A 26210-nucleotide genomic window follows, 5' to 3' on the forward strand; every position below is an offset into this window, starting at 1 on the left:
CGTGAAACGGCTCCCGCGTTAGGAGATCGACATGGCGAAACGCGACTATTACGAAGTCCTCGGCGTCTCCCGCAACGCGACGGAGGCCGAGATCAAGAAGGCCTACCGGGCCAAGGCCAAGGAGCTGCACCCCGACCGCAACGCCGACCGCCCCGAGGCCGAGGCCTTGTTCAAGGAGGTGAACGAGGCCTACGACGTTCTCAAGGATCCGCAGAAGAAGGCCGCCTACGACCAGTTCGGCCACGCCGCCTTCGAGGCCGGCGGCCCCGGCGCCGGCGGGTTCCGCCATGGCGGGCCGCAGGGCGACGCGGATTTCGCCTCGGCCTTCTCGGACGTGTTCGACGATCTGTTCGGCGACTTCATGGGCCATCGCGGCGGGCGTCGGCGGACGGCGGCGCGGCGCGGATCGGACCTGCGCTACAATCTGCGCGTCACGCTCGAAGAGGCCTACACAGGCAAGCGGCAGACCATCACGGTGCCCGGCTCGGCCAAGTGCGAGTCCTGCGACGGCACCGGCGCCGAGGACGGCTCGGCGCCCGTCACCTGCCCCACCTGCTCGGGCATGGGCAAGGTGCGCGCGCAGCAGGGCTTCTTCACCATCGAGCGCACCTGCCCCACCTGCTCGGGCCGCGGCCAGGTGGTCAAGAACCCGTGCCGGGCCTGCGGCGGCTCGGGCCGCGTGCATCGCGAGCGCACGCTCAACGTCAACATCCCGCCGGGCGTCGAGACGGGCACCCGCATCCGCCTGGCCGGCGAGGGCGAGGCGGGCGTGAACGGCGGGCCGCCAGGCGATCTCTACATCTTCATCGAGGTCGCGCCGCACCCGATCTTCGAGCGCGAAGGCCCCGACCTGCACTGCCGCGTCCCCGTGCCCATGACCACCGCCGCGCTGGGCGGCGAGATCGAGGTGCCGCTGCTGGACGGCGGCCGCACCCGGGTCAAGGTGCCCGCGGGCGTGCAGTCGGGCAAGCAGCTGCGCCTGCGCGAAAAGGGCATGCCCAACCTGCGCGGCGGCCGCCATGGCGACCTGTATCTCGAGCTGCAGGTCGAGACGCCCGTCAACCTGACCCCGCGCCAGAAGGAGCTGCTGCGCGAGTTCGAGGCCGCGGGCAAGGACAACTCGCCCCACAGCTCGAACTTCTTCTCGAAGGTCAAGTCCTTCTGGGAGGGCATGACCGGCTGAGCCGCGCGCGCCCCGGCCGGACGCCGGTCACGGCCGCGGAGCGATCGCAAGGCCGGCCAAGGGGGCGCGCCCGCGGCGGCGGCAGGGCCGCTACAGGCGCGGATGCAGAATGCGTTCGGCCGCCGCCTCGGCGCCCGGCAGCGCTCCTTCGCCGTCGAAGGCGCCGCGCAGCTGCGTCGCCCACCGCAGCGCCGCCAGGAAGTCGCGGGCCAAAGCCGGATCCGGGGCGGCCGGCGCGCGCCAGAACGCGTCGAGCGGCGCCTGGTCGGTCAGCCCCGGCCGGTCGAACAGCGCGCGTCCCAGCGCCTTGACCGGGCGCCCCGCCGCCAGCGCCGCCAAGCCGACGGTCGAATTGACCGTGACGACCCCGGCGCTGCGCGCGATCAGCGCGTCCAGATCGCCGCCGTCGAACACGCGCACGCGCCCGGCGGCGCCGCAGGCGGCGGCCTCGCGCTCGAGCAGCCGCCGCCAGGGGGTCAGCCCGTTGTCCATGGGGTGCTCCTTGACCGCCAGCACCGCGTCCGCCGGCGCATGCGCCGCGAATGAGCGCACCACGCGCCGCGCGGTCGCGCGCAGGTCCGGGTCCGGGCCGTTGACGCGGATCTGGTGATCGGTGCGCAGCTGCAGCGGGAACAGGAACATCGGCCCGCGCGCCCGCGCCAACGCCGCCAGCGCCCGCCCCGCCGCCCGCCGCCGCAGCGGCCCGGCCGCCAGCTTCAGCCCGAAGCCGCCATATTCGGCCAGCGGATGCCACAGCTGATGGCGCCGATAGCCTGGCGTCAGCGCCCATGACAGCGCCAGGTTCGACAGGTTCCACGCCATGTCCATGGCCGCATAGGCCGCGAAGCTGGAGGCGAAGCGCCGCGCCGGCTGGGGCGGCGCGGCGGAGTCCGTGGCGGCGGCGGCCTGCGCCATGAAGCGTTCGGCCTCGCGCGCGAAGCGCGAGTCGGGGCCCGCCCCGTCCAGCTCGACCGTGATCCAGTCGGGGCGGAAATAGCCCAGCTCAACATGATGCGCCAACACGCCCAGCCTGCGCGCGGCGGCGATGGCGGGCGCGTGAAAGGGCCGGTGCGCGCCCAGAAGGACAAGGTCGCTCACCCCCTCGCGCGCCATGAACGCCTCGATCCAGGCGGGCCAGCGCGCCAGGCCGCCGCGATAGACCCGCCCGCCGCCCCGGCGCCAGAACAGCATGTCGCCGGGGCACAGATGCACCCGCAAGACCCGCGCGCCCCGCGCCTCGAGCGCGTCGCCCAGATACGAGAAGAAGAACGATGACGGCCCCTGCAGCAGCAGCGCCGTGCGCGCGCGCGCCTCGCCGCTCATGCCCGCCGCCCCCGCCGCCATTGACAAGCCGCCCGCCCGCGCCTAGCGCTGCGGGGCCATCCCTGCACGCCGGACACGAAATGACGCCAGACGACGCAACCCGCGCCGAAGCCGCCCCCGCCGCGCCCGCGCGCCGGCGCGTGCTGCTGCTGCAGGGCCCGCCCTCGCCCTTCTGGCGCGAGCTGGCCGGCGCCTTCGAGGCCGCCGGGCACGAGGCGCTTCACGTCGCCGTCTGCACGGCCGATCGGGTCTATTGGGGCCGGCGGCCGACGGCCTCGTATCGCGGCCGCTTCGCCGGCTGGCGGCGCTGGCTGGAGGATTTCGTCGCGCGCCGGGGCGTCACCGACATCCTGTATTACGCCGACCGCAACCCCTACCACGTCGTCGCCGCCGAGCTGGCCGAGGAACGCGGCCTGCGCGCCCATGCGCTCGAGTTCGGCTATCTGCGCCCGGACTGGCTGACGCTCGAGCGCGTGGGCATGGGCGCCTATTCGCGCTTTCCGGACGATCCCGACGCCATCCGCGCCATCGCCGAACGCGTGCGCGCCGAGGGCTTCGCGCCCGACCTGAAAACCCGCCACCCCCATCCCTTCGTTCAGGAAGCCTTCAACGAGGTCTCGTTCAACCTGCTCAACAGCCTGTTCTTCTGGCCCTATCCGTTCTACCGGATGGACAGGCTGTATCATCCCCTGCTCGACTTCATCTCGTGGCTGCCGCGGCTGGCGCGACGCCGCCGCGCCGAGGCCCATGCGCGCGAGGTGACCCGCGCCTGCGCCGCCCGCGCCTTCGAATACGACCTGTTCGCCCTTCAGCTTCAAAGCGACTACCAGATCCGCGACAATTGCGGTTATGCGGGGCTCGAGGACGCGATCGAAGAGGTCGTGGCCTCGTTCGCGCGCCACGCGCCGCCCGCGCGGCGGCTGGTGGTCAAGCAGCACCCGCTGGACAACGGGCTCGAGAACTGGCCCGCCCGCGTGGCGCGCGCCGCCGCGGCGCACGGCGTGGCCGAGCGGGTGACCACGATCGACGGCGGCGATCTGAACGCGCTGATCGAGGCGGCGCATGGGGTGATCGTCGTCAACTCGACCGTCGGGCTGCACGCCATCCGCGCGGGACGGCCGACGGCGGCGCTGGGCGCGGCGGTGTTCGACGTCAAGGGGCTGACGCATCAGGGGCCGCTCGACGCCTTCTGGCGCGAGGCCGCCGCGCCGGACCGCGCCCTGACGCGCGACTTCGTCCTGGCGCTGGCGGCAACGATCCAGGTCAAGGGCTCGTTCTACCAGCCGGCGGGACGGGCGCGCGCGCAGGCCGAGATCGTGGCGCGCGTGGCCGGCGGGCGCGTCAACGAGCCGGGCGCCTTCATGCCCTTTCCCCCGCGCCTGCGCCCGGCGCCGGGCGGGCGCTGAGCGCGCGCTCACTGCGCAAGCCGCGCCAGCCCGACGCCGGTCGAAACCGGCTGCAGCGCCAGGGCGATGACGCGCATGACCTTCTCGAAATTCGCGATCGGGGCGTTGGCGGCGTAGATGATGTCCTTGTCGCGCATCTCGAAGCGGCGGGCCAGGAAGAAGGACTCGGGCCGGCTCAGATCCAGGTTGTAGACCACCGGCACGTCCCGCGCGACGCGCCCGCCGGTCAGCGCGCGGGCGGTTTCGGCGCTCTCGCGGCGCATGACGAACACCGCCGAGGGGTCGGCCCGGTCGTCCGACAGCCCGCCGGCCAGGGCCAGGGCCTCGTCCAGGGTCAGGCGCTCGGCGGGGAACTCGATCTTGCTGGGGCGGGCGGCGGCGCCGAACACGGTCAGGCTGCGCGGCGCCTCGACCAGGTTGACGACGTCGCCCGGGCGGACGGGGACGTTCTGCGCCGGGTCGCGCAGCACCTCGGACAGATGCGCCTCGGCCGAGATCCGGCCCCGCGTCAGGCGCACCAGCGTGCGGTGCGGGGCGGCGCGCAGGCCGCCGGCGGCCGCGATCACGTCCAGGACCCGCTCGCCCACCCCGGCCAGCGCCACGCGGCCGCCGCCATTGGCCGCGTCGCCCAGCACCGTGACGGCCGAGACGGGCGATTCCTGGCGCGTGACCAGCGCCTGGGGCTCGATCGCCTTGCCCGCCAGCGCCGCCTCGATGGCGCGCTCGACCTGTCGCGGGGTGCGCCCGGCGGCGCGGATGCGCCCGGCATAGGGCACCAGAATGGCGCCGTCCTCGGCCACGCGCTGGGCCGGGAAGGGCGCCATGCGCGGCCCGTTCGCCTGCGGCGCGCTGAACAGGCCGCCATTGACGGCCTCCCACACCGTCACCGTCACCAGATCGCCCACCCGCAGCGCGTCGCCCGCGGCGGGGCCGGCGGCGGGCGCGTCGGCGCGCAGCGCGCCCGCTTCGCCGCCCGACGCGCCCTCGAGCGCGTCAAGCGCCGCCGGGTCGAGCGGGACCAGCAGATAGGGCGCATCCTTGACCTGAGCGGTCTCGCGCACCACATCCCCCTTGGGTCCGGCCTCGGGCATGCGCGCGCAGCCGCCAAGCAGTGCGGTCAGGATGAGGACGGCGCGGAGCGTCGGATTGAAGCGCATTGGAACCTCGTCGCGCGAGGGGCGGCGGCGCCCCGGTCGGCCTTCTTTGTGCAGACTTGCGCGCGGATGCGCAACCGCCTCGGATCGACCGTCGCGGGCGCCCGGCCCCCTCGCAATCGCCGATGCCGCGTGCTAGTGACGAAGCGTTCGCCTGCGCCGGCCCCGCGCCCGGCGCGGCGCGCAAGCGAAAGACGGAAGCGACCATGGAAGCCAGGGCGGGACAGGCCGAGAACCCATTCCGGGTGCACCTGCGCGTGGTCGGGGCGCTGATGCGGCGCGAGATGACCACGCGCTACGGGCGCTCGGCGGGCGGGTATTTCTGGGCCATCGCCGAGCCCATCGCCGTCATCGCGCTGCTGTCGCTGGTGTTTTCGACCCTGGCGCGCACGCCCTCGCTGGGGCGCAGCTTTCCGGTCTTCTTCGCCACGGGCTACATCGCCTACAGCCTTTACCGCAACACGGCGGACCAGATCTCGACCGCGATCCGGGCCAACAAGGCGCTGCTGCGTTATCCGAACGTCAACCCTTGGGACGCCATCGTGGCGGCCGGCACGCTGCAGCTGCTGACCGAATGCATGATCGCTGCGCTGATCCTGCCGGCGCTGATCGTCGCGACGGGCGAGCCGGTGCTGATCGCGCCCGAATGGCTGCTGGGCGCGCTGGCGGCGGCGGCGATCCTGGCCTTCGGCGTGGGGTCGGTCAACGCGGTGATGTTCGTGGTGCACCCGATCTACGAGCGCATCTACAAGATCCTGATGCGCCCGCTTTTCATCATCTCGGGGATCTTCTTCCTGCCCGAGGCCCTGCCCTCCCAGCTGCGCGAGCTGCTGGCGCTGAACCCGGTGGTGCACATCGTGGCCGCCTTTCGCGAGGGGGTCTATCCCGTCTATCACGCGACGCTGGATCGGCTGGAGTATCCGATCATCCTGGGGCTGACGCTGTGCCTTCTGGGGCAGCTCCTGGCCCGGCGCCATGCGGAAAGGCTGGACGAGCTGTGATCCGTCTCGAGAACGTCTCGAAAACCTTCCGCCTGCCCGGCGGGCTGCGCAAGACCGTCGTGCGCGATCTGACCATGACGATCCCGCGCGGGCGCTCGCTGGCGCTGCTGGGGCGCAACGGGGCGGGGAAATCCTCGTTGCTGCGGCTGATCGCGGGCACGCTGCGACCCGATTCGGGCCGGGTGATCCATGGCTGCCGGGTCTCGTGGCCGCTGGGCTTTTCGGGCAGCTTCCACCGGGCGATGAGCGGCATTCAGAACGTGCGCTTCGTGGCGCGCATCTACGGCGTGGACGCGGACGAGCTGATCGCCTTCGTGCGCGAGTTTTCCGAGCTGGGCGACTATCTGCACCAGCCTGTGGCGGTCTATTCGGCGGGGATGAAGGCGCGGCTCGCCTTCGGCGTGTCGATGGGCATCCGCTTCGACGTGTATCTGGTGGACGAGACCATCGCCGTGGGCGACGCCGACTTCAAGCGCAAGTGCCGCGCCGTGTTCGAGGACCGCCTTTCGGCGAGCGACGTCATCATGGTCTCGCACGCGCCGGGGCCGCTGCGCAGCTACTGCGACTGCGGGCTGGTGCTCGAGAACGGGCGGCTCGAATATTACGACGACGTCGAGGACGCCATCGCGCGTCACGTCGCGAATCTGAGCGCCGGCCACGCGGGCGCGGCCCTTCGCGAAGCGCATGAGGAGCTGAGTTGAGCATGACGGACGACACGCGCCCGCCCGCCGCCGACGACGCGGCGCCCGATCAGGCCGAGCGCCGCGCCGCGCGCCGCGCCCGCCGCCTGGCGCGCCTGGGCCGCGGCGGCCAGGGGGGCCCCGGCCGCAAGGGCGGCGCGCCCGGGGGCCAGGGCGGGGGCGCGGGCTCGGGCGGGGTCTCGGGCGGGGGCAAGGCCGGCCAGGGCGCCAAGGGTCCGGGGCGCGGGGGCGCAAGGGGCCCCGGCGCCGGAAAGGGCGGCCCCCTCGCGGCCCGAGGAAACCCGGCTCGCCCCCGGCGCCAGGATGGCGGCGAGGGCGGCGGGCTGGCCGCCGGCGCCGGATCCGGCGCGCCGGCCGAGGCGGCGCGCGGGCGCCTTCGCGGCGGAAACGTCGACGGCCCCCGGCCGCTGCGCCCGACGGTCATCATCGAGACCGGCGCGCCCGAAACGGGCCGCCGGGCGGGGCTGAGCCGGCGGCTGCGCGCGGCCCTGTTCTGGCTCAGCTTCGTCGTGATGGTGCTGCTGCCCTCGGGGCTGGCGGGCTGGTATCTGTGGACGCAGGCGGCCGATCAATACGCCTCCGAGACCAGCTTCGCCGTGCGCAGCCTGGACCAGACCCTGCCCAGCCCGATGACCGAACTGCTGGGCGGCGCGGCCGATTCCACCGCGGCCGACAGCCAGATGCTGTTCGAGTATCTGCAAAGCCAGCCGCTGGTCGAGATCATCGACCGCAAGCTGGACCTCGAAAAGATCTACAACCACCCCGACGCCGATCCGCTTTTCCGCCTCGGGCGCGGCCGCTCGATCGAAGAGAAGGTGTTCTACTGGAACCTGGCGGTCACGGTCAGCTACGACAACGCAAGCGGGATCATCTACGTCCAGACCCGCGCCTTCGACCCCGACGACGCCCAGCGCGTGGCGCAGGCGGTGCTGGACGAGAGCGCGCGGCTCATCAACGAGCTGTCGGTCAAGGCCCGCGCCGACGCGGTGCGCTACGCCCTGGCCGATCTGGCCGACGCCGAGGCGCGCGTGCGGGAGGCGCGGCGCAAGCTGCAGGAGTTCCGGCTGTCGGAACGCTCGGTGGACGTGACGCAGGACATCGCGCAGGCCATGGCGCTGATCTCGCAGCTGCGCGCCCAGCGCGCGGCGCTGCAGGCCGACTATGACAGCCGCAAGGACCTTCTGGGCGCCGAAAGCCCCGCCCTTGCGGCGCTGCGCCGGCAGATGGCCAGCCTGGACGAGCAGATCCGCCGCGAGCAGGAGCGCATCGCCTCGGCCGACCCCGAGGCCGCCGCGCGCGAGCGCGACGGCGACGGCTCGCTGACCTCGGCCGCCGGCGCGCAGGAGCAGCTGACCGTCGAGCTGAATTTCGCCGAGAACATGTATACCTCGGCGCTGGCGGCGGTCGAGGCGGCGCGCGCCGACGCCCGCCGCGCCCAGCGCTACCTGGCCACCCACATCGCCCCCACCCGCGCGCAAGAGGCCGAATACCCCGACCGGCTCATGTGGACCATCGCCGTGGCCTTCGTGTCTCTGCTGGTCTGGGCGATCACGCTGCTGATCATCGGCTCGATCCGCGACCGGCGCTGAGGCCCGGCTGGCGGCGTCGGGCCGTCGGGCGGGCGGGCTCGGCGGCCCGCCGGCGGGCCTTCGGCGCGTCCGCCGCGACCGTTCGGCCCGAACGCGAACGGCCGGCCCGCGCGGGCCGGCCGTCATCCCTTCCCCGCCGCGCGGCGGGCGCCGTCTCAGGCGGCCGAGCGGCGCACCACGTTGCCGTTGACGATGTGGATGCCGCACTCGGTCTTGTCGCGCCCGCGCCAACGGCCCGCGCGCGGGTCCTCGCCCTCGGCGACCGGGGTGGTGCACGGCGCGCAGCCCAGCGAGGGGAAGCGCTCGGTGGCCAGCGGGTGCAGCGGCAGGTCGTGCGCCTCCATATGCGCGCGGATGCGCCGCGCATCCCAGTCGGCCAGCGGATTGAGCTTGATGCGCCCGGCGGCGTCGGTCTCGTAGAACTCGAGCCGCGCGCGCTCGGCCGACTGGAAGCGCTTGCGCCCGGTGATCCAGGCGTCGAACGGCGCCAGCGCGCGCTCGAGCGGGCGCGTCTTGCGCAGATCGCAGCACGCGTCCGGGTCCGTCTGGTGCAGCGCGCCGTCGGGGTCCTCGGCGCGCAGATCCGCCGGATCGGGGCGGATCAGCCGCACGTCGGTCAGGCCCAGCCGCTCGGCCAGATCCTTCTGGTAGGCCAGGGTGGCCGGGAACAGCATCCCGGTCTCGAGGAACAGGACCGGCGTCGAGGGATCGACCTCGGCCACGAGATGCAGCAGCGCCGCGCTTTCGGCCCCGAACGAGGACACCAGCGCGATGCGGCCGCGGAACTCTTCGAGAATCGCGTCGGCCAGCAGCTCCTGCGCCGACTTGCCGGCGTTGAGGCGGTTGAGCGCGGCCGCGCGCCGCTCGGCATGGCGGTGCAGCAGGCTGGGCGCGGCCGGCGCGGCGCCGGCCTGGTCGATGCTGGCGGGTGCGGTCATCTTGCGGCCTCCTCGCGCGCGGCGCGGCGCGCCTCCAGAATGTTGCGCCCGGGCAGCGCGTAGCCGCGCTGGTAGCCCAGCGTCATGCTGCGCGCCGCGGCCAGCCACTGCGCCTCGTCCTGGCGGGCGGCCAGCGCCTCGGGGATCTCGACGGCGTCGAAGCCGCAGGCGCGCAGGGCGGCGAACTGATCGGCGATCAGCGGCCCGAAGGCGCGCAGCTCGCCGGCAAAGCCCGCGGCGCGCAGGCGCCGGGCCACCGAGAACCCGCGCCCGTCGGCGAAGCTGGAAAAGCCCACCGAGATCAGCGCCGCGCGCGCGGCGGCTTCGGCGACGGCCTCGGGGTCGTCCTCGGGCGCGACATGCACGCCCAGCGCGGCTGCGCCGGCGGGCGGCCCCTGCTCGCGCAGGCGCGCAAGCGACACGATCACGCGCGCGCCCTCGGGGGCGGGACGGTCGTCGGCGAGCCGGGTCCACGGGTCGGGAACGAAGCCCGTATCGTCAAGCAGCGGCATAGAGGGCCTCCTTGAACGGGGTCATGCCCAGACGGCGATAGGTTTGCAGGAAGGTCTCGCCGGGCTGGCGCAGCTCGAGATACCGGCGCACGAGGGTCTCGACCACGTCGGGCACCTGGTCGAAGGCGAAGCCCGGCCCCGTGCGCTCGCCCAGCGCGGCGTCGTCGGTCGGATCGCCCCCGAGCGTGATCTGGTAGCTTTCGACCCCGGCCTTATCGAGCCCCAGAATGCCGATATGCCCGACATGATGGTGGCCGCAGGCGTTGATGCAGCCCGAGATCTTGATCGCCAGCGGGCCGATGCGCTCTTGCAGCGCCGGATCGGCGAAGCGCCGCGAGATCGCCTGCGCCACGGGGATCGAGCGCGCGGTCGCCAGCGCGCAGTAATCCAGCCCCGGGCAGGCGATGATGTCGGTCACCAGCCCCCGATTGGGCGCATCCAGCCCCTGCGAGGCCAGCATCCGCCAGACCTGGAACAGCTCGTCCTTGCGCAGATGGGGCAGCACGACGTTCTGCTCGTGCGTGATGCGCAGCTCGCCCATCGAGTGGCGCTCGGCCACGTCGGCCATCAGGCGCATCTGCTCGGCCGTGGCGTCGCCGGGCGCGCCGCCGATGGGCTTGAGCGAGATCGTGGCCGCCGCATGGCCGGGAACCTTGTGCGGGTGAACGTTGCGCCGCACCCAGGCGTCGAACTCGGGATGCGCGCGGCGCGCGCGCTCGAGCGCGGGGCACGCGTCGGGCAGCTCGGGATAGGCGGGGGGCGCGAAATAGGCCGCGATGCGCGCGACCTCGGCCGGATCGGGCGCGCTCGCCTCGGGGTCGAGGCGCGCGAACTCGTCCTCGACCGCGGCGCGGAAGGCGTCGATTCCCATCTCGTGCACCAGGATCTTGATGCGCGCCTTGTATTTGTTGTCGCGCCGGCCCAGCAGGTTGTAGACGCGCAGCGTCGCCTCCAGATAGGGCAGCAGATGCGCGCGGGGCAGGAACTCGCGCAGCGTCTTGGCGATCATGGGCGTGCGCCCCAGACCGCCGCCGACCAGCACGCGATAGCCGATCTCGCCGTCCGGGCCGCGCACGATGCGCAGGCCCACGTCATGCACCGCCACCGCGGCGCGGTCGTTCTCGGCGCCGGTGACGGCGATCTTGAACTTGCGGCCCAGGAAGGTGAACTCGGGGTGCAGGCTGGACCACTGGCGGATCAGCTCGGCCGTGGGGCGGGGATCCTCGATCTCGTCGGCGGCGACGCCGGCCAGCGGGTCCGAGGTCACGTTGCGGATGCAGTTGCCCGAGGTCTGGATCGCGTGCATCCGCACGCCGGCCAGATCGTCGAGGATGTCGGGAATGTCCTTGAGCTGCGGCCAGTTGAACTGGATGTTCTGGCGCGTGGTGAAGTGGCCGTAGCCGCGGTCGTATTTCTCGGCCACATGGGCAAGCATGCGCATCTGCTCGGCGTCGAGCGTCCCGTAGGGGATCGCCACGCGCAGCATGTAGGCGTGCAGCTGCAGATAGACGCCGTTCATCAGGCGCAGGGGGCGGAACTCGTCCTCGGTCAGCGCGCCCGACAGGCGCCGGCGCACCTGCTCGCGGAACTGGGCGGCGCGCTGGGCCACGAAAGCGGCGTCGAATTCGTCATAGCGATACATGCGGCGTCTCCGTCGGTGTGGCGCGGCGGGCTTGGGGGCGCTCAGGCGGCGCGGGCGCCGGGGCCGCGCCGGGATGCGGCTTCGGGACCGTAGGCGAAGGTCGGACTGCGCGAGGCGCGGATGGCTTCGCGGCGCGAGGCGGGCCGCCAGGCGCCGTCCTCTTCGACCACCTCGACCAGACAGGGGCCGACCGTCGCGGCCTGCATGAGCGGCGTGTCCGCCAGCGCCTGGAGCGTGGCCGCCTGCTCGGGCGTCGTCGCGACGCGCGCATCGGCGAAGCTCTCGGACCAGCCGGCGCCGGTCCACCAGAGCGGCGCGCCCGATTCGAGCGCGTTGGCGGTCAGGACGACGGGATTGAAGCGTTTCGCCATGGCTTGGTCTTCCTTCGCTTTCCTGCCCCCGGTCGCGCCGCGGCGCGGGGGGCCGCAGGCAGGAAACTATGCCTGTTCGATGTGGTTCTCAATATTTCACATACGTCTTTGCGCTCAACATTTATTTCACAGCCAAGCAATGTTTTAACCCGCGCCGCGGGCTTTGGGACTGGACCCCCGCCCCGCGCGGCGCTAACCGCTTTGCCTGACACAGGAGGCCAGATGACCGAGCGCGCCCTCTACGCCCGCCCCATCCCCGCCGACCCGGCGCTTGGCGACGACCAGACGCTGCCGCTGGCCGGCGGGCCGGTGCGCTTCGCCTTCGCGCAGATCCTGTCGCGCTCGGCGCCCCCGCGCGTCGTGCCCGCGCGCGCGCTGCCCGACGACCTGCTCGAGCGCCTGACCGCCCCGCGCGCGCCGATCTGCGGGCTGACGCTGGACCGTCCGCGGATCATGGGAGTCATCAACGTCACGCCCGACAGCTTCTCGGACGGCGGGCGGCACCTGGCGGCCGAGGCCGCGGCCGATGCCGGGCGGCGGATGCTGGCCGAAGGCGCCGACATTCTGGACATCGGCGGAGAATCGACCCGCCCCGGCGCCGCCGAGATCCCCGCCGGGGAAGAGGCCGCCCGCGTCCTGCCCGTCATCGCGGCGCTGCGCGGCGCGGCGCCGCTGTCGATCGACACGCGCAAGCCCGAGGTCGCCCGCGCCGCCTTCGCCGCGGGCGCCGCGCTCTACAACGACGTCAGCGCCCTGACCTTCGCCCCCGACAGCCTGGCCGCCGCCGCCGAGCTGGGCGGCCCGGTGTGCCTGATGCATGCGCAGGGCGATCCGCAGACCATGCAGCGCAACCCGCGCTACGACGACGTTCTGCTGGACGTCTACGACTGGCTGGCCGCGCGCGTGGCCGCCTGCGAGGCCGCCGGGATCGCGCGCGCGCGCATTCTAGTCGATCCGGGCATCGGCTTCGGCAAGACCCTGGCGCACAACCTGGCGCTGCTGCGCGGGCTGTCGCTGTTTCACGGGCTGGGCTGCGCGATCCTGCTCGGCGTTTCGCGCAAGAGCTTCATCGGCGCCCTGTCGGGCGAGGCCGACCCCGCCCGCCGCGCCCCCGGCTCGATCGCCGCCGGGCTCGCGGGGCTTGCGCAGGGCGTGCAGATCCTGCGCGTGCACGACGTCGCCCAGACCGCCCAGGCCGTCGCCGTCTGGCGCGCCATCCGTCACGGAGAAAACCCATGACCCGCAAGCTTTTCGGCACCGACGGCGTGCGCGGGCGCGCCAACGAGCATCCCATGACCGCCGAGATCGCCATGAAGCTGGGCCAGGCGGCGGGGCGGCGTTTCCTGCGCGGGCGCCATCGTCACCGGGTGGTGATCGGCAAGGACACGCGGCTTTCGGGCTACATGATCGAATCGGCGCTGACGGCGGGCTTCGTCTCGGTCGGCATGGACGTGTTCCTGCTGGGCCCGGCCCCGACCCCGGCCGTCGGCATGCTGACCAAGTCGCTGCGCGCGGATGCGGGGGTGATGATCTCGGCCTCGCACAACCCGTTCCACGACAACGGCATCAAGCTGTTCGGCCCCGACGGGTTCAAGCTGTCGGACAAGGTCGAGGCCGAGATCGAGGCGATGATGGAGCGCCCCATCGCCCTGGCGGACGCCGCCGATCTGGGCCGCGCCAAGCGCATCGACGACGCGCTGGGCCGCTACATCGAGGCGGCCAAGGCCACCTTCCCGCGCCATCTGCGGCTGGACGGGCTGCGCGTGGTGCTCGACTGCGCCAACGGCGCCGCCTACAAGACCGCGCCCGCCGTGCTGTGGGAGCTGGGCGCCGAGGTCATCAAGATCGGGGTCGAGCCGAACGGGCTGAACATCAACGCCGGCGTCGGCTCGACCGCGCCCGATCTGTGCCGGCGCACGGTCGTCGAGACCGGCGCGCATCTGGGCGTGGCGCTGGACGGCGACGCGGACCGCGTCCACATCATCGACGAGAAGGGCGAGATCGTGGACGGCGACCAGATCATGGCGCTGATCGCCGAGCGCTGGCTGCAGAGCCGGCGCCTGGCGGGCGGCACGCTGGTGGCCACGGTGATGTCGAATCTGGGGCTCGAGCGCCACCTGGCCGCGCGCGGCGTGCGCCTTCTGCGCACCCGCGTGGGCGACCGCTACGTGGTCGAGGCCATGCGCGAGGGCGGCTTCAACCTGGGCGGCGAGCAATCGGGCCACATCGTCATGACCGACCATGCCAGCACGGGCGACGGCCTTCTGGCGGCGCTGCAGGTGCTGGCCGCCGTGGCCGAAGAGGGGCGCCCGGCCTCGGAGGTGTGCGCGCGCTTCTCGCCGCTGCCGCAGGTGCTGCGCAACGTGCGCTACGCACCCGGCGCGGCGCCGCTGGACGCGGCCGAGGTGCGCCGCGCCATCGCCGCCGCCGAGGCGCGCCTGGCCGGCGCGGGTCGCGTGCTGATCCGCAAGTCCGGCACCGAGCCGCTGATCCGCGTCATGGCCGAGGGCGAGGACCCGGCGCTGGTCGAGGCCGTGGTGGCCGAGATCTGCGCCGCGGTCGAGGACGCCGCCGCCTGAGGCGCGCGCCGCTGCCGCCCGCCCCGCGCGGCCGCGCGGCGGCGCAAGGCGCCGCCCGCCCGCCGATCGCAGGGGACGGGCATTCGAGGCAGGCCGCGCGCCCGCGAATCGCCCCCCATGAACCCCCATGAAACCGACGCCCGCGCGGGCCGCGCCGCGCATGATCGCGGCCGCGGGGCCCGCAGGCCGGCCCGTCGCGTCGCGCATCGGCGCGCGCGGTTTCGGATCGGAAACATGGTTTCCCATCGCGGCGAAACGCGACGCTTTTCTGCGGGAACGCGACGTTTTGTGCGTTGACCGCGCCGGGGCCGGAGCGTATTGCGGCTGCGGGCCCGTCGCCGGAACAAGGGCGAGCGGCGGCGGACTCAGGAACCTCGCCCTGACGATGGAGCGCGTCGATGACGTTCCCCGCCAAGCCGCAGGTTCGCCCTGCGCGTCCCGAATTCTCTTCCGGTCCCTGCCCCAAACGCCCCGGCTGGTCGGCCGAAGCCGTCGCCGCGAAGGCGTGGCTGGGCCGCTCGCACCGCGCCGCCGGCCCCAAGGCGCAGCTCAAGCAGGCCATCGACCGCACCGCCGCCATGCTGGGCCTGCCGGCCGACTGGCGCGTGGGCATCGTGCCCGCCTCGGACACCGGCGCGGTCGAGATGGCGCTCTGGTCGCTGCTCGGTCCGCGCCCGACGGACGTGCTGGTGTGGGAAAGCTTCGGCGCCGGCTGGGCCACCGACGTGGTCAAGCAGCTCAAGCTGCCCGACGTCAACGTGCTCAAGGCCGATTACGGCCAGCTGCCCGACCTGGCCACCGTGCGCCCCGAGGCCGACATCGTCTTCACCTGGAACGGCACCACCTCGGGCGCGCGCGTGCCCAACGCCGACTGGATCCCCGCCGCGCGCGAGGGGCTTGCGATCTGCGACGCCACCTCGGCCGTCTTCGCGCAGGAGCTGGACTGGAGCAAGCTCGACGTCGTCACCTTCTCCTGGCAGAAGGTCATGGGCGGCGAGGGCGCGCATGGGATGCTCATGCTCTCGCCCCGCGCGGTCGAGCGGCTTGAAACCTTCGCCCCCGACCGGCCGCTGCCCAAGATCTTCCGCCTGACCAAGAACGGCAAGCTCATCGAGGGCATCTTCCGCGGCGAGACGATCAACACCCCCTCGATGCTGTGCGTGGCCGACTACATCGACGCGCTGGACTGGGCCGAATCGATCGGCGGCGCGCCGGCGCTGCGCGCGCGCGCCGACGCCAACTTCGCCGCCCTTCAGGCCTGGGTGGACGCTACGCCCTGGGTCGAGAACCTGGTCGCCGATCCGGCGGCGCGCTCGAACACCTCGGTGTGCCTGCGCATCGTCGATCCCGGCGTCGCCGCCCTGCCCGACGCCGAGCAGAAGGCCTTCGTCAAGCGCATGGTCAAGCTGCTCGAGGACGAAGGCGCCGCCTTCGACGTCAACGGCTACCGCGACGCGCCCGCCGGGCTGCGCATCTGGTGCGGCGCCACGGTCGAGACCGACGACGTCAAGGCCCTGACCCCGTGGCTCGACTGGGCCTTCGCCCAGGCCCTGGCCGAGGCCCAAGCCGCCTGACCGGCGCCGCCGCAGCGGGCCGGCGCCGCATGCCCGGCCCGCCGCGCGGCGCCCCGCCGCCAACGCCGGCCGCGCGGCCGGCCCGCCACGGGCGCGACCGCGACGGCCGGCGCCCCCTCAGCATCATTCCATCCGAAAGACACGCCCCATGCCCAAGGTTCTCATTTCCGACAAGCTCAGCGAAGCCGCCGTCCAGATCTTCCGCGACAACGGCGTCGAGGTCGATTTCCAGCCCGATCTGGGCAAGGACCCCGCGCGTCTGGCCGAGGTGATCGGCCAGTATGACGGCCTCGCCATCCGCTCGGCGACCAAGGTCACGGCCGACATCATCGCCCGCGCCGACAGGCTCAAGGTCATCGGCCGCGCCGGCATCGGCGTGGACAACGTCGACATCCCCGCCGCCTCGGCGCGCGGCATCGTGGTGATGAACACGCCCTTCGGCAACTCGATCACCACCGCCGAGCACGCCATCGCCCTGATGTTCGCCGTCGCGCGCCAGATCCCCGCCGCCGACGCCTCGACCCGCGCCGGCAAGTGGGAGAAGTCGAAATTCATGGGCGTCGAGATCACCGGCAAGACGCTGGGCCTGATCGGCTGCGGGAACATCGGATCGGTGGTCGCCTCGCGCGCGCTGGGGCTGCGCATGAAGGTCATCGCCTACGACCCCTTCCTGTCGGCCGAGCGCGCGCAGAACCTGGGCGTCGAAAAGGTCGCCGACCTCGACGACCTGCTGGCGCGCGCCGATTTCGTCAGCCTGCACCTGCCGCGCACCGAAAAGACCGCCAACATCCTGTCGGCCGAGCGCATCGCGAAGATGAAGAAGGGCGCGCGGCTGATCAACTGCGCCCGCGGCGGGCTGGTGGACGAGGCCGCCGTGGCCGAGGCGCTGCGCGCGGGCCATCTGGCCGGCGCCGCCTTCGACGTCTTCGCCGAAGAGCCCGCCCGGCAGAACCCGCTCTTCGACGCGCCGAACACGGTCTGCACCCCGCATCTGGGGGCCTCGACGACCGAAGCGCAGGAGAACGTGGCCCTGCAGATCGCCGAGCAGATGTCCGACTACCTGACGAAGGGCGCCATCTCGAACGCGCTCAACGCGCCCTCGGTCACCGCCGAAGAGGCGCCGCTGCTCAAGCCCTGGATCGCCCTGGCCGAGACCCTTGGCGGCTTCGCCGGCCAGGTGACCGAGCATGCGATCAAGGAGATCGAGATCGAGTATGTCGGCCGCGTCGGCGAGCTGAACCTCAAGCCCCTGACCGCCGCGCTGACCGCGGCCATGCTGCGCCCGCTGGTCGGCGAGGGCGCGGTGAACATGGTCTCGGCGCCGCTCGTGGCGCGCGAGCGCGGCATCCAGATCGCCGAAACCCGCAAGGACGCGCAGGGCGCCTACGGCTCCTACATCCGCCTCGTGGTGACGACCGAGAAGCAGACCCGCTCGGTCGCCGGCACGGTGTTCTCGGACGGCAAGCCGCGCATCATCCAGATCAAGGGCATCGACCTCGAGGCCGAGCCCCAGCCGCACATGCTCTACACCGTCAACACCGACACGCCGGGCTATATCGGCGCGCTGGGCGCCAAGCTGGGCGAGCTGGGCGTCAACATCGCCACCTTCGCGCTCGGCCGCGCGGAAAAGGGCGGCGAGGCCATCGCGCTGCTGGGCGTGGACGAGCCGGTGACCGAGGCCATGCTGGCCGACATCGCGCAGCTGCCGCAGGTGCGCCAGGCCAAGGCGCTGCATTTCTGACCGGCGCCGCGCCGACGGGCATGGGGCGACCGCGCGTCGCCCCATGCGCATTTCCCGTTTCGCCCGCCCGCGCGCGCTGCTAAAAGGCCGCGTAATTCCCGAACAGGAAAGGATCGGCGGATGGCCAACGTTGTCGTGGTCGGCGCCCAGTGGGGCGACGAAGGCAAGGGCAAGCTCGTGGACTGGCTGAGCGAGCGCGCGGACGTGATCGTGCGCTTTCAGGGCGGCCACAACGCGGGCCACACGCTGGTGATCGACGGCGAGGTCTACAAGCTTTCGCTTCTGCCCTCGGGCATCGTGCGCAAGGGCAAGCTGTCGGTGATCGGCAACGGCGTGGTGCTGGACCCCTGGGCGCTGCTGGACGAGATGGAGCGCCTGCGCGCCAAGGGCGTCGAGATCACGCCCGAGAACTTCGCCGTGGCCGAGAACGCGCCGCTGATTCTGCCCGTTCACCGTGACCTTGACGTGATGCGCGAGGCCGCCGCCGGCAAGGGCAAGATCGGCACCACCGGGCGCGGCATCGGCCCGGCCTACGAGGACAAGGTGGGCCGGCGTTCGGTGCGCGTGGCCGACCTGGCGGACGAGGCCACGCTGGACAGCCGCCTGGACCGCCTGCTGGCGCATCACGACGCGCTGCGCAAGGGGCTGGGGGCCGAGCCCATCGACCGCGCCGCTCTCAAGGCGCAGCTGCTCGAGGTCGCGCCGCGCCTGCTGCCCTACGCCCGCCCGGTCTGGCAGGTGCTGGGCGAGCGCCGCCGCGCTGGCGACCGCATCCTGTTCGAGGGCGCGCAGGGGGCGCTGCTCGACATCGACTTCGGCACCTATCCATACGTCACCTCGTCGAACACCACGGCGGGCATGGCGGCGACGGGCTCGGGGCTGGGGCCGAACGCGATCGACTTCGTGCTGGGCATCGTCAAGGCCTACACCACCCGCGTCGGCGAAGGCCCCTTCCCGACCGAACTGCATGACGAGGTCGGCAAGCGCCTTGGCGAGCGCGGCCACGAATTCGGCACCGTCACCGGCCGTCAGCGCCGCTGCGGCTGGTTCGACGCGGTGCTGGTGCGCCAGACCTGCGCCATCGGCGGCGTGACGGGCATCGCGCTGACCAAGCTCGACGTGCTGGACGGCTTCGACGAGCTGAAGATCTGCGTCGGGTATGAGCTGGACGGCCGCCGGCTTGACCATCTGCCCGCCGCGGCCGAGCAGCAGGCCCGCGTCAAGCCCATCTACGAGACGCTCGAAGGCTGGTCCGAAAGCACCGAGGGCGCGCGCTCCTGGGCCGACCTGCCGGCGGCGGCGGTCAAGTATGTGCGCCGCGTCGAAGAGCTGATCGGCTGCCCGGTGGCGCTGCTGTCGACCAGCCCCGAGCGCGAGGACACGATCCTCGTCACCGACCCCTTCGCGGATTGAGGTCATGGCGCTGAGCCACAAGACCCGCCGGCGCCTGTCGCTGTTTCTGCTGCTGGTGTGGCTGCCGCTCTACGTCGTGGCGGCGGTCACCCTCGCCGGCATGTTCGAGCGTCCGCACATCGCGCTCGAGGTGGCGATCTACGTCGTGCTGGGAATTCTGTGGGCGCTGCCCTTCCGCCGGGTCTTTCTGGGGGTGGGGCGCGAGCCGCCCGAGGACGAGCGCTGACCCAGGCCAAGGGGTGCGAGGCTCCGGCGCGGCGCTGAGGTGGGGTGCTGCGTTGATCCTGACCCTTGGGGGAAGGGCCCGGCGAGCGTGGGGGCGCGCCGCCCCGGAGCCTCTCTCGCCAAGGTGGGGGGCCTTGACGATTTCGTCCGCCCTGCTCGCGGCCACGCGGCCGGCCCAGGGTGCCGAACGTCCTTCATGCGCTTTGCTACGCGCGCGGAAAGCTACGCTACCTGAGTGTGCATGGTCGCCGCACGGAACGCAGCGCGGCGCGGAAGCTTTCACGGCCTTGTTGTCGCCCAAATTCGCGCGAAAATCAACGGCAATTCCATTCAGAAATGGTTCATAATCAATACGCTGGGCAGGCCGCGACGATGTCTCGCCCTCTCGCGCCGTCGAACCCGCCGCAAGATGAACAATGCTTCATGTATCTTTCCAATTTGCGCTACTTATGCTTTCGTCGTTTCTTGGGCATTCCTTTCGGTTGAACCGCGCGCCCCATTGAGGTTAAGATTCCGTCGCATACGCAGGCTGGCGCGGCGTTTTTTTGCGCCGGCGGGAATTCTGGAGGATTCGATGCGCGTTCTGGTAGTCGAAGATGAAACGGTCCTTGCTTCGCAGATGCAAAAGGCGCTCGAGCGCGAGGGCCGCGTCGTGGACGTGGCCACCGACGGCGAGGAAGGCGGCTTTCTTGGCTCGACCGAACCGTATGACGCGATCGTGCTCGACCTGGGCCTGCCCAAGAAGGACGGCCACTCGATTCTCCGCGACTGGCGCGAAAGCGGCGTCAAGGCGCCCGTCCTGATCCTGACCGCCCGCAACAGCTGGCGCGACAAGGTCGAGGGGCTGGACAGCGGCGCCGACGACTACCTGACCAAGCCGTTCCAGATGGACGAGCTGCTGGCGCGCCTGCGCGCGCTGATCCGCCGCTCGTCCGGGCAGGCGAATCCGGTGTTCCGCCAGGGCGGGCTCGAATTCGACACCCGCTCGGGGCGCGTGAGCATGCACGGCGTCTCGGTGCAGCTGACGGCGCAGGAGACCAACGTGCTGGGCTACCTGATCGCCCATCGCGACAAGGTCGTCTCGCGCACCGAGCTGTCCGAGCATGTCTATGGCTACGACACCGAGCGCGACAGCAACACCATCGAGGTGTTCATCGGCCGCCTGCGCCGCAAGCTGGGGCACAACATCATCGTCACCATCCGGGGGCGGGGCTATCAGTTCAACGGCTCCTGACGCGCGATGAACCTGTCGCTGAGGGCGCGCGCCGTTCTCGGCGGCTTCGTCTGGATCATGTTCGCGGTGGGGCTGAGCGGCTATGTCCTGCTCTCGGCCTTCGACGAGATCGCGCGGCGCGCCTTCGACAACAAGCTGTCGGCGCGCCTTGACCAGATGGAGACGCTGATCCGCTCGGGCGCGCTGGACCCCGAGCGCGCGCCCGCCGACGGGCGCACCGGCGCGCTGGGGCCCTCGCGCCCCACGGATTTCTGGCAGATCGAGGCGCCCGACGGGCGCGTGTTCCGCTCGCCCAATCTGGGCGAAGAGCGCCTGCCCGACCCGGACGGCGCGCGCAACGCCTATTTCGCGCGCGCGCCCAGCGGTCTGGTCATCAAGATCATGGCCCGCGACGTGGCCGTCGATGCGGGGGCCGCGCGCGGCGGCGCCGGATCGTGGCGCATCCTGGCCGGCGAGGCGCTGGCCACCCTTTCGCGCGATCAGCTCGAGTTCCGGCGCAGCCTGTTCGGCGCGCTGATCGGCCTGGGCGCCTCGCTGATCCTGGCGGGCGCGGCGCAGACGGGTCTGGCGCTGCGGCCGCTGGCGACGCTGCGCGCCGCCTTCTGGGACTATCGGCAGGGCGAGGCCGACCGCATCGTCGGCAACTATCCGGCCGACATCGAGCCCCTGGTCGAGGACCTGAACGAGCTGCTCGAGCGCAACGCGCAGATCATCAGCCGCGCGCGCCGCCAGGCGGCCGATCTGGCCCATGCGCTCAAGACCCCCGCGGCCATCCTGCGCAACGAGATCGACGCCATGGACCCGCCCTCGCCGGTCATGCGCGACGCGCTCGACCGCATCGAGTCGCTCATGGCCCGCTACACCGCCCGCGCGCGCCTTGCGGGCGCGAACGCCCCCGGCGCCTCGGCCGAGCTGGCGCCGCTGGCCCAGGGCCTGGGCCGCGTCATGGCGCGCGTTCACGCCGACAAGGAGGTGGCGCTGAGCATCGAGATCCCCAGGGGCCTTCGCGTGCGCGCCGAGAAGGAGGATGTCGAGGAGCTGTTGGGCAACCTTCTGGACAACGCCTTCAAATGGGCCGACGGGCGCGTGCGGGTGCGCGCAAGCCCGCGCGAGCGCATGATCGCGCTGACGGTCGAGGATGACGGCCCCGGAATCCCGCCCGAGCAGCGCGAGGCGGCGCTGCGCGCGGGCGGGCGGCTCGATCAGTCGACCCCGGGCACCGGGCTGGGGCTGGCCATCGCCTCGGACATTCTTGAGGCCTATGGCGGCGACCTGGTCCTTGACCGCAGCGAAGATCTGGGCGGGCTGGCCGTCCGCATCACCCTGCCGCGCGCGAAAGGGTGATGGGGCGGCGGCTTGCGCGGCGGCGGGCAAGCTGACACATTCCCCGCCATGAGCGCCTTCGACACCATCGCGCCGGGCGAACGCGGCGGCGCGCGCCCGCCCCTTGCCCGCGCCCTTGACGCGCTGAGCGCCCGCGCCGCCGCCGGCCCCGACCGCTTGCGGGTGTGGTCGCTGGTGGTGACCTTCTTCGGCGACGCGGTGGCGCCCCGCGGCGGGGTCATCCGGCTGGGGGCTTTGCAGCAGGTCACCGAACGGCTTGGCGTCGAGCCCGGAGCGCTGCGCACCGCCATGTCGCGCCTTGCGCGCGACGGCTGGCTGACGCGCGAGCGGCGCGGCCGCGCCAGCTTCTACGCCCTCACCCCCGCCAAGCAGGCCGAAACCGACGCCGCCGCGCGGCGCATCTACGCGCCCGGCCCGCCCGAATGGGACGGCGGCTGGCGCGTGGCGCTGATCCATGCGCCCGAAGCTGACGCGCGCGCCGCCATCGCCGCCCGCCTTGCGGCGCGGGGCTTCGGCCGCGTGGGCGAGGCCTGGCTGCGCCCGCGCCGCGAGAACGCGGCGCCGCTGGTCGCCGAGCCGGGGGTGTCGTGGTTCGATGCGCCGGGCGAGGACGCGCGACCCGATCTCGAGGCGCTGTCCGAAGCCTGGAGCGACCCCGAGGCCGAACGCCGCATGGAGGCGGCCCTGACGCTGTGCGCGGCGCTGGCCTCGGCGCTGGACGCCGCGCCGCCGTCCGATCCGCTCGACGCCATGGCCGCGCGCTGCCTGCTGCTGCACCATTGGCGGCGCGCGGCGCTGCGCGGCCCCGACCTGCCGCTGGCGCTGCGCCCGGCGCGCTGGCGCGGCGAAGAGGCGCGCGCGGCGGTGCGGCGGCTCTACTGGCGCCTGCTTCCGGCCTCGGAACGCTGGCTCGACGGTTGCGAGGGGCGCCCCGACGGCCCCCTGCCCCCCGCCTCGCCGGCGCTTGCCGCGCGCTTCGGCGGCCCCCCCGCCGCCTGACGCCCGCCGCCCCCATCGCCCGCGCGCCGACGCGCCAATCAGAACGGACCGCTTGCATGACCACCCAAGACCCGACCGCGCCCGACCGACAACCCGCCGCCCCGGCGCCCGAACAGGCCGATCCGCGCCCCCTGCCGCTGGCGGGGCTGCGGGTGGTGGACCTGACGCGCGTGCTCGCCGGCCCCTGGTGCACCCAGATCCTGGCCGACATGGGCGCCGAGGTCATCAAGATCGAGAACCCCGAGGGCGGCGACGACACCCGCTCCTGGGGGCCGCCCTGGCTGCGAGATCCGCAGACCGGCGAGGAAACGCGCGAGGCCGCCTATTTCCTGTCGGCCAACCGCAACAAGAAGTCGCTGGCCCTGGACCTGCGCAGCGAAGAGGGGCGCGAGATCGTCCGCCGCCTGGCCGCCGGCGCCGACGTGTTCGTCGAAAACTTCAAGGTCGGCGGGCTGAAGAAATACGGTCTCGACCATGAAAGCCTGCGGGCGCTGAACCCCGGTCTGATCTACGTCTCGATCACCGGCTTCGGGCAGACCGGACCCATGGCCGCGCAGCCGGGCTACGACTATCTGATCCAGGGCCTGGGCGGGCTGATGTCGATCACCGGCCAGCCCGACGACCAGCCCGGCGGCGGGCCCATGCGCGTGGGCGTGGCCATCGCCGACATCACCACCGGGCTTTACGCGGCCATCGGCATCCTGGCCGCCCTGCGCCAGCGCGAGGCGACGGGCCTTGGCCAGCATATCGACATGGCGCTTCTGGACACGCAGGTGGGCTGGCTGGCCAATCAGGCGATGAACTGGTTCATCGGCGGCAAGGTTCCGACGCGCACCGGCGTCTGGCACCCCAATCTGAGCCCCTACCAGCCCTTCGACGCCGCCGACGGCAAGGTGATCATCGCCGTCGGCAACGACCGGCAGTTCCGCGCGCTGTGCGACTTCATCGGGCTGAGCTGGATGGCCGACCACCCCGACTACGCGACCAACCCCGCGCGCAACGCCAATCGCCCGCGCATGATCCCCCTGATCGCCGAGAAGATCGCCCAGCGCCCGCGCGCCTGGTGGATCGAGAACCTTCCGCGCCAGGGGGTGCCCTGCTCGGGGCTGAACGACATCAAGCAGGCTTTCGAAGAGCCGCAGGTCCAGGCGCGCGGCATGAAGATCGAAACGCCCCACGCGCTGGGCGGGACGGTTCCGGGCGTCGCGAATCCGATCAGGTTCTCGGACGCGCGCATGCGCTACGACCACGCCGCGCCGCTGCTTGGCCAGCACAGCCGGCAGGTGCTCACCGAGGCGCTGGGCATGAGCGACGCGCAGATCGACGCCTTGCGCGACAAGGGCGTGATCCGCGAGGCGTCGCCCGCGCAGACGCCCGGGGACTGACCCGGCCGGCCCGGCCGCCGCGGCGGCCGGGCGCGGGGCGAGGACAGGGCGCGGCGGGCCTCAGCCCGCGGCCGCGCGCAGGTCGGGGTGGGCGTAGCCCATCTCTTCAAGCTGGCGGCGCAGCTGCAGCTTCGAGATCTTGCCCGTCGCGGTGTGCGGGATCTCGTCCACGAAGACCACGTCGTCGGGCACCTGCCACTTGGCGAAGCTGCGCGCGACCAGCTCGAGGATGCTTTCCTTGCTGGGCGCCTTGCCCGCCACGGGCACGATGACCAGGATCGGACGCTCGTCCCAGCGCGGATGCTTGACGCCGATGGCCGCGGCCTCGGCCACCTCGGGATGGGCGACGGCGGCGTTTTCGAGCTCGATCGAAGAGATCCACTCGCCCCCCGACTTGATCACGTCCTTCGAGCGGTCGGTGATGCGCACATAGCCGTGCGGGTCGATGGTGGCCATGTCGCCGGTGTCGAACCAGCCCTCTTCGTCCACCGCCAGCTTGTCGGCCTTGTGGTAGCGCTTGACCACGCCGGGGCCGCGCACGAACAGCTTGCCCTGGGTGCGGCCGTCCCACGGCAGCTCGGCGCCGGCGTCGTCGGTGATCTTGATGTCCACGGTGAAGGGCGGATGCCCGACCGAGGTCTGCACGTCCAGCCGCGCCTCGTCGTCCAGGGCGGCGACCTCGGGCTTGAAGGTGCACACGGTCCCCAGGGGCGAGGTCTCGGTCATGCCCCAGGCGTGGATGACCTGCACGCCGTAATCCTTCTGGAAGGTCTCGATCACCGCGCGCGGGCAGGAAGAGCCGCCGATGACCACGCGCTTGAGCGTGCTCAGCTTCAGGCCCTTGGCGCGCATGTGCTGCAGCAGGCCCAGCCACACCGTCGGCACGGCGGCGGTCAGCGTCACGTCCATCTCGAGCAGCTCGTAAAGCGCGGGCGGCGTCATGTCGCGCCCGGGCATCACCACCGAGGCGCCGACCATGGGCGTGGTGTAGGCCAGCCCCCAGCCATTGGCGTGGAACAGCGGCACCACGGGCATCACCACCTCGGTCGAGCTAAGCCCGACCACGTCGGGACTGACCGACGCCATGGCGTGCAGCACGTTCGAGCGGTGCGAGTAGAGCACCCCCTTGGGATTGCCCGTCGTGCCCGAGGTGTAGCACAACCCGCAGGGGTCGGTCTCGTCGCCCATGACCCAGGCGAAGTCGCCGTCCTGCTCGGCCATCAGATCCTCGTAGCAGATCGGATCGGGCAGGGTGGTCTGCGGCATGTGGGCGCGATCGGTCATGATGACGTAGCGCTCGACCGTGCGCAGGCGCGGGACCAGCGGCTCGAGCACCCCGACAAGGTCGAGATCCACGAACAGGACGCGGTCCTCGGCATGGTTGATGATGTATTCGAGCTGGTCGGCGAACAGGCGCGGGTTGAGCGTGTGCATGATCGCGCCGGCGCCGGCCACGCCCCACCACACCTCGAGGTGACGGGGCGTGTTCCACGCCATGACGCCCACCGCGTCGCCGCGCCCGATGCCCCAGCGATTGAGCGCCTGGGCGCATTTGCGGGCCTTGGCGTGGATCTCGCGCCAGTTCGAACGCACGATCGGCCCCTCGATCGAGCGTCCGATCACCGGCCGGTCGCCATGAAATTTCGCCGCGTGGTCGATGATCGACGTCACACGCAGCGGCCAGTCCTGCATTTCCCCGAACATGAACCGTCTCCTCCCGAATGGTTCTTCGCGGCGCAGATTATCAGCCGCCGAGCGGTTGTGAACCCGTGTTCCGCGCCGGCGCGCGCAGGTTGCGGCCGCGCGCCGCGCGCGCCGGACGAGGGGCCCGCGCAGACCGGGGCGGCGCGGCCGGGCCGCCGCGATGGCGCGCCGCGCAAACCCGGCCGCGTGGCT

The 26210-nt window shown here is 72.3% G+C and carries 22 protein-coding genes; 15 read left to right on the forward strand and 7 right to left on the reverse strand.

Translation table 11 applies throughout. The annotated features are described in order from the left end of the window. Positions 1-31: 31 nt before the first annotated feature. Entirely contained in the window at positions 32-1183 is a 1152-nt protein-coding gene (gene dnaJ / locus BMW67_RS02195) for a molecular chaperone DnaJ (protein ID WP_072748099.1), read from the forward strand. Between the two features lie 90 nt (positions 1184-1273). Here the strand turns inward: dnaJ and BMW67_RS02200 are convergent, their stop codons facing one another. Then, entirely contained in the window at positions 1274-2506 is a 1233-nt protein-coding gene (locus BMW67_RS02200; protein WP_177174475.1) for a capsular polysaccharide export protein, LipB/KpsS family, read from the reverse strand. Between the two features lie 80 nt (positions 2507-2586). Here BMW67_RS02200 and BMW67_RS02205 point away from each other — a divergent pair, with 80 nt between their 5' ends. Continuing rightward, the gene (locus BMW67_RS02205; RefSeq protein ID WP_072748101.1) at positions 2587-3912 is read left to right on the forward strand and encodes a capsule biosynthesis protein; all 1326 of its coding nucleotides are present in this window, start codon (positions 2587-2589) and stop codon (positions 3910-3912) included. A gap of 8 nt (positions 3913-3920) precedes the next feature. Here the strand turns inward: BMW67_RS02205 and BMW67_RS02210 are convergent, their stop codons facing one another. Then, positions 3921-5069 (reverse strand): polysaccharide biosynthesis/export family protein, encoded by a 1149-nt coding sequence (locus BMW67_RS02210; protein ID WP_072748102.1) that lies wholly within the window; start codon positions 5067-5069, stop codon positions 3921-3923. 203 nt (positions 5070-5272) lie between these two features. Between BMW67_RS02210 and BMW67_RS02215 the strand changes: the two genes are divergently transcribed. Genes BMW67_RS02215 through BMW67_RS02225 form a run of 3 tightly spaced genes read left to right on the forward strand, consistent with a single transcriptional unit; the run spans position 5273 to position 8357 of the window. After that, a complete protein-coding gene (locus BMW67_RS02215) occupies positions 5273-6067 on the forward strand; it encodes an ABC transporter permease (RefSeq protein ID WP_072748103.1) in 795 nt (264 codons plus the stop codon). Continuing rightward, entirely contained in the window at positions 6064-6768 is a 705-nt protein-coding gene (locus tag BMW67_RS02220) for an ABC transporter ATP-binding protein (RefSeq protein WP_072748104.1), read from the forward strand. Before BMW67_RS02215 ends, BMW67_RS02220 begins: the two co-directional genes overlap by 4 nt. 2 nt (positions 6769-6770) lie before the next feature. Further along, positions 6771-8357, forward strand: coding sequence for a KpsE/RkpR family capsule polysaccharide export protein (locus BMW67_RS02225; RefSeq protein WP_072748105.1), 1587 nt, complete (start codon positions 6771-6773; stop codon positions 8355-8357). 155 nt (positions 8358-8512) lie between these two features. Here the strand turns inward: BMW67_RS02225 and BMW67_RS02230 are convergent, their stop codons facing one another. From BMW67_RS02230 to BMW67_RS02245, 4 genes are read right to left on the reverse strand one after another with little or no spacing between them, the layout of a single operon-like run. After that, positions 8513-9295, reverse strand: coding sequence for a phosphoadenylyl-sulfate reductase (locus tag BMW67_RS02230; RefSeq protein ID WP_083581529.1), 783 nt, complete (start codon positions 9293-9295; stop codon positions 8513-8515). After that, positions 9292-9807, reverse strand: coding sequence for a DUF934 domain-containing protein (locus tag BMW67_RS02235; protein WP_072748106.1), 516 nt, complete (start codon positions 9805-9807; stop codon positions 9292-9294). The genes BMW67_RS02230 and BMW67_RS02235 overlap by 4 nt, the downstream gene beginning before the upstream one ends. Further along, the gene (locus BMW67_RS02240) at positions 9794-11449 is read right to left on the reverse strand and encodes a nitrite/sulfite reductase (protein ID WP_072748107.1); all 1656 of its coding nucleotides are present in this window, start codon (positions 11447-11449) and stop codon (positions 9794-9796) included. Before BMW67_RS02240 ends, BMW67_RS02235 begins: the two co-directional genes overlap by 14 nt. A 41-nt stretch (positions 11450-11490) precedes the next feature. Next, positions 11491-11820, reverse strand: a complete 330-nt coding sequence (locus tag BMW67_RS02245) for a DUF2849 domain-containing protein (RefSeq protein ID WP_072748108.1) — start codon at positions 11818-11820, stop codon at positions 11491-11493. Between the two features lie 222 nt (positions 11821-12042). Here BMW67_RS02245 and folP point away from each other — a divergent pair, with 222 nt between their 5' ends. The 10 genes from folP to BMW67_RS02295 all read left to right on the forward strand — a co-directional run bounded on the left by folP (position 12043) and on the right by BMW67_RS02295 (position 24314). After that, complete coding sequence (folP, locus tag BMW67_RS02250; RefSeq protein ID WP_072748109.1) at positions 12043-13059, forward strand: dihydropteroate synthase; 1017 nt, start codon at positions 12043-12045, stop codon at positions 13057-13059. After that, entirely contained in the window at positions 13056-14399 is a 1344-nt protein-coding gene (gene glmM, locus BMW67_RS02255) for a phosphoglucosamine mutase (protein WP_072748110.1), read from the forward strand. The genes folP and glmM overlap by 4 nt, the downstream gene beginning before the upstream one ends. Before the next feature lie 398 nt (positions 14400-14797). After that, positions 14798-15973, forward strand: a complete 1176-nt coding sequence (locus tag BMW67_RS02260) for a phosphoserine transaminase (RefSeq protein ID WP_072748111.1) — start codon at positions 14798-14800, stop codon at positions 15971-15973. A gap of 148 nt (positions 15974-16121) precedes the next feature. After that, a complete protein-coding gene (serA, locus tag BMW67_RS02265) occupies positions 16122-17714 on the forward strand; it encodes a phosphoglycerate dehydrogenase (RefSeq protein ID WP_072748112.1) in 1593 nt (530 codons plus the stop codon). A gap of 120 nt (positions 17715-17834) precedes the next feature. After that, entirely contained in the window at positions 17835-19127 is a 1293-nt protein-coding gene (locus tag BMW67_RS02270) for an adenylosuccinate synthase (RefSeq protein WP_072748113.1), read from the forward strand. Positions 19128-19131: 4 nt separating this feature from the next. Beyond that, the gene (locus BMW67_RS02275; RefSeq protein WP_072748114.1) at positions 19132-19353 is read left to right on the forward strand and encodes a DUF2842 domain-containing protein; all 222 of its coding nucleotides are present in this window, start codon (positions 19132-19134) and stop codon (positions 19351-19353) included. 573 nt (positions 19354-19926) lie between these two features. Continuing rightward, positions 19927-20586 carry a response regulator transcription factor gene (locus tag BMW67_RS02280; RefSeq protein WP_072748115.1) on the forward strand — a complete coding sequence of 220 codons (660 nt, stop codon included), beginning with the start codon at positions 19927-19929 and terminating at the stop codon, positions 20584-20586. A 6-nt stretch (positions 20587-20592) separates the two neighbouring features. Continuing rightward, a complete protein-coding gene (locus BMW67_RS02285) occupies positions 20593-21930 on the forward strand; it encodes a sensor histidine kinase (protein WP_072748116.1) in 1338 nt (445 codons plus the stop codon). Between the two features lie 48 nt (positions 21931-21978). After that, positions 21979-22929: a PaaX family transcriptional regulator C-terminal domain-containing protein gene (locus BMW67_RS02290; RefSeq protein WP_083581531.1), complete on the forward strand. Its 951-nt coding sequence runs from the start codon at positions 21979-21981 to the stop codon at positions 22927-22929. A 56-nt stretch (positions 22930-22985) separates the two neighbouring features. After that, a complete protein-coding gene (locus BMW67_RS02295) occupies positions 22986-24314 on the forward strand; it encodes a CaiB/BaiF CoA transferase family protein (RefSeq protein ID WP_083581533.1) in 1329 nt (442 codons plus the stop codon). A 60-nt stretch (positions 24315-24374) separates the two neighbouring features. Here BMW67_RS02295 and BMW67_RS02300 read toward each other — a convergent pair whose 3' ends face one another. After that, positions 24375-26018, reverse strand: a complete 1644-nt coding sequence (locus BMW67_RS02300) for a long-chain-fatty-acid--CoA ligase (protein ID WP_072748117.1) — start codon at positions 26016-26018, stop codon at positions 24375-24377. Positions 26019-26210: the final 192 nt, after the last annotated feature.

The organism is Oceanicella actignis (genome assembly GCF_900111545.1).
Taxonomy (GTDB): domain Bacteria; phylum Pseudomonadota; class Alphaproteobacteria; order Rhodobacterales; family Rhodobacteraceae; genus Oceanicella; species Oceanicella actignis.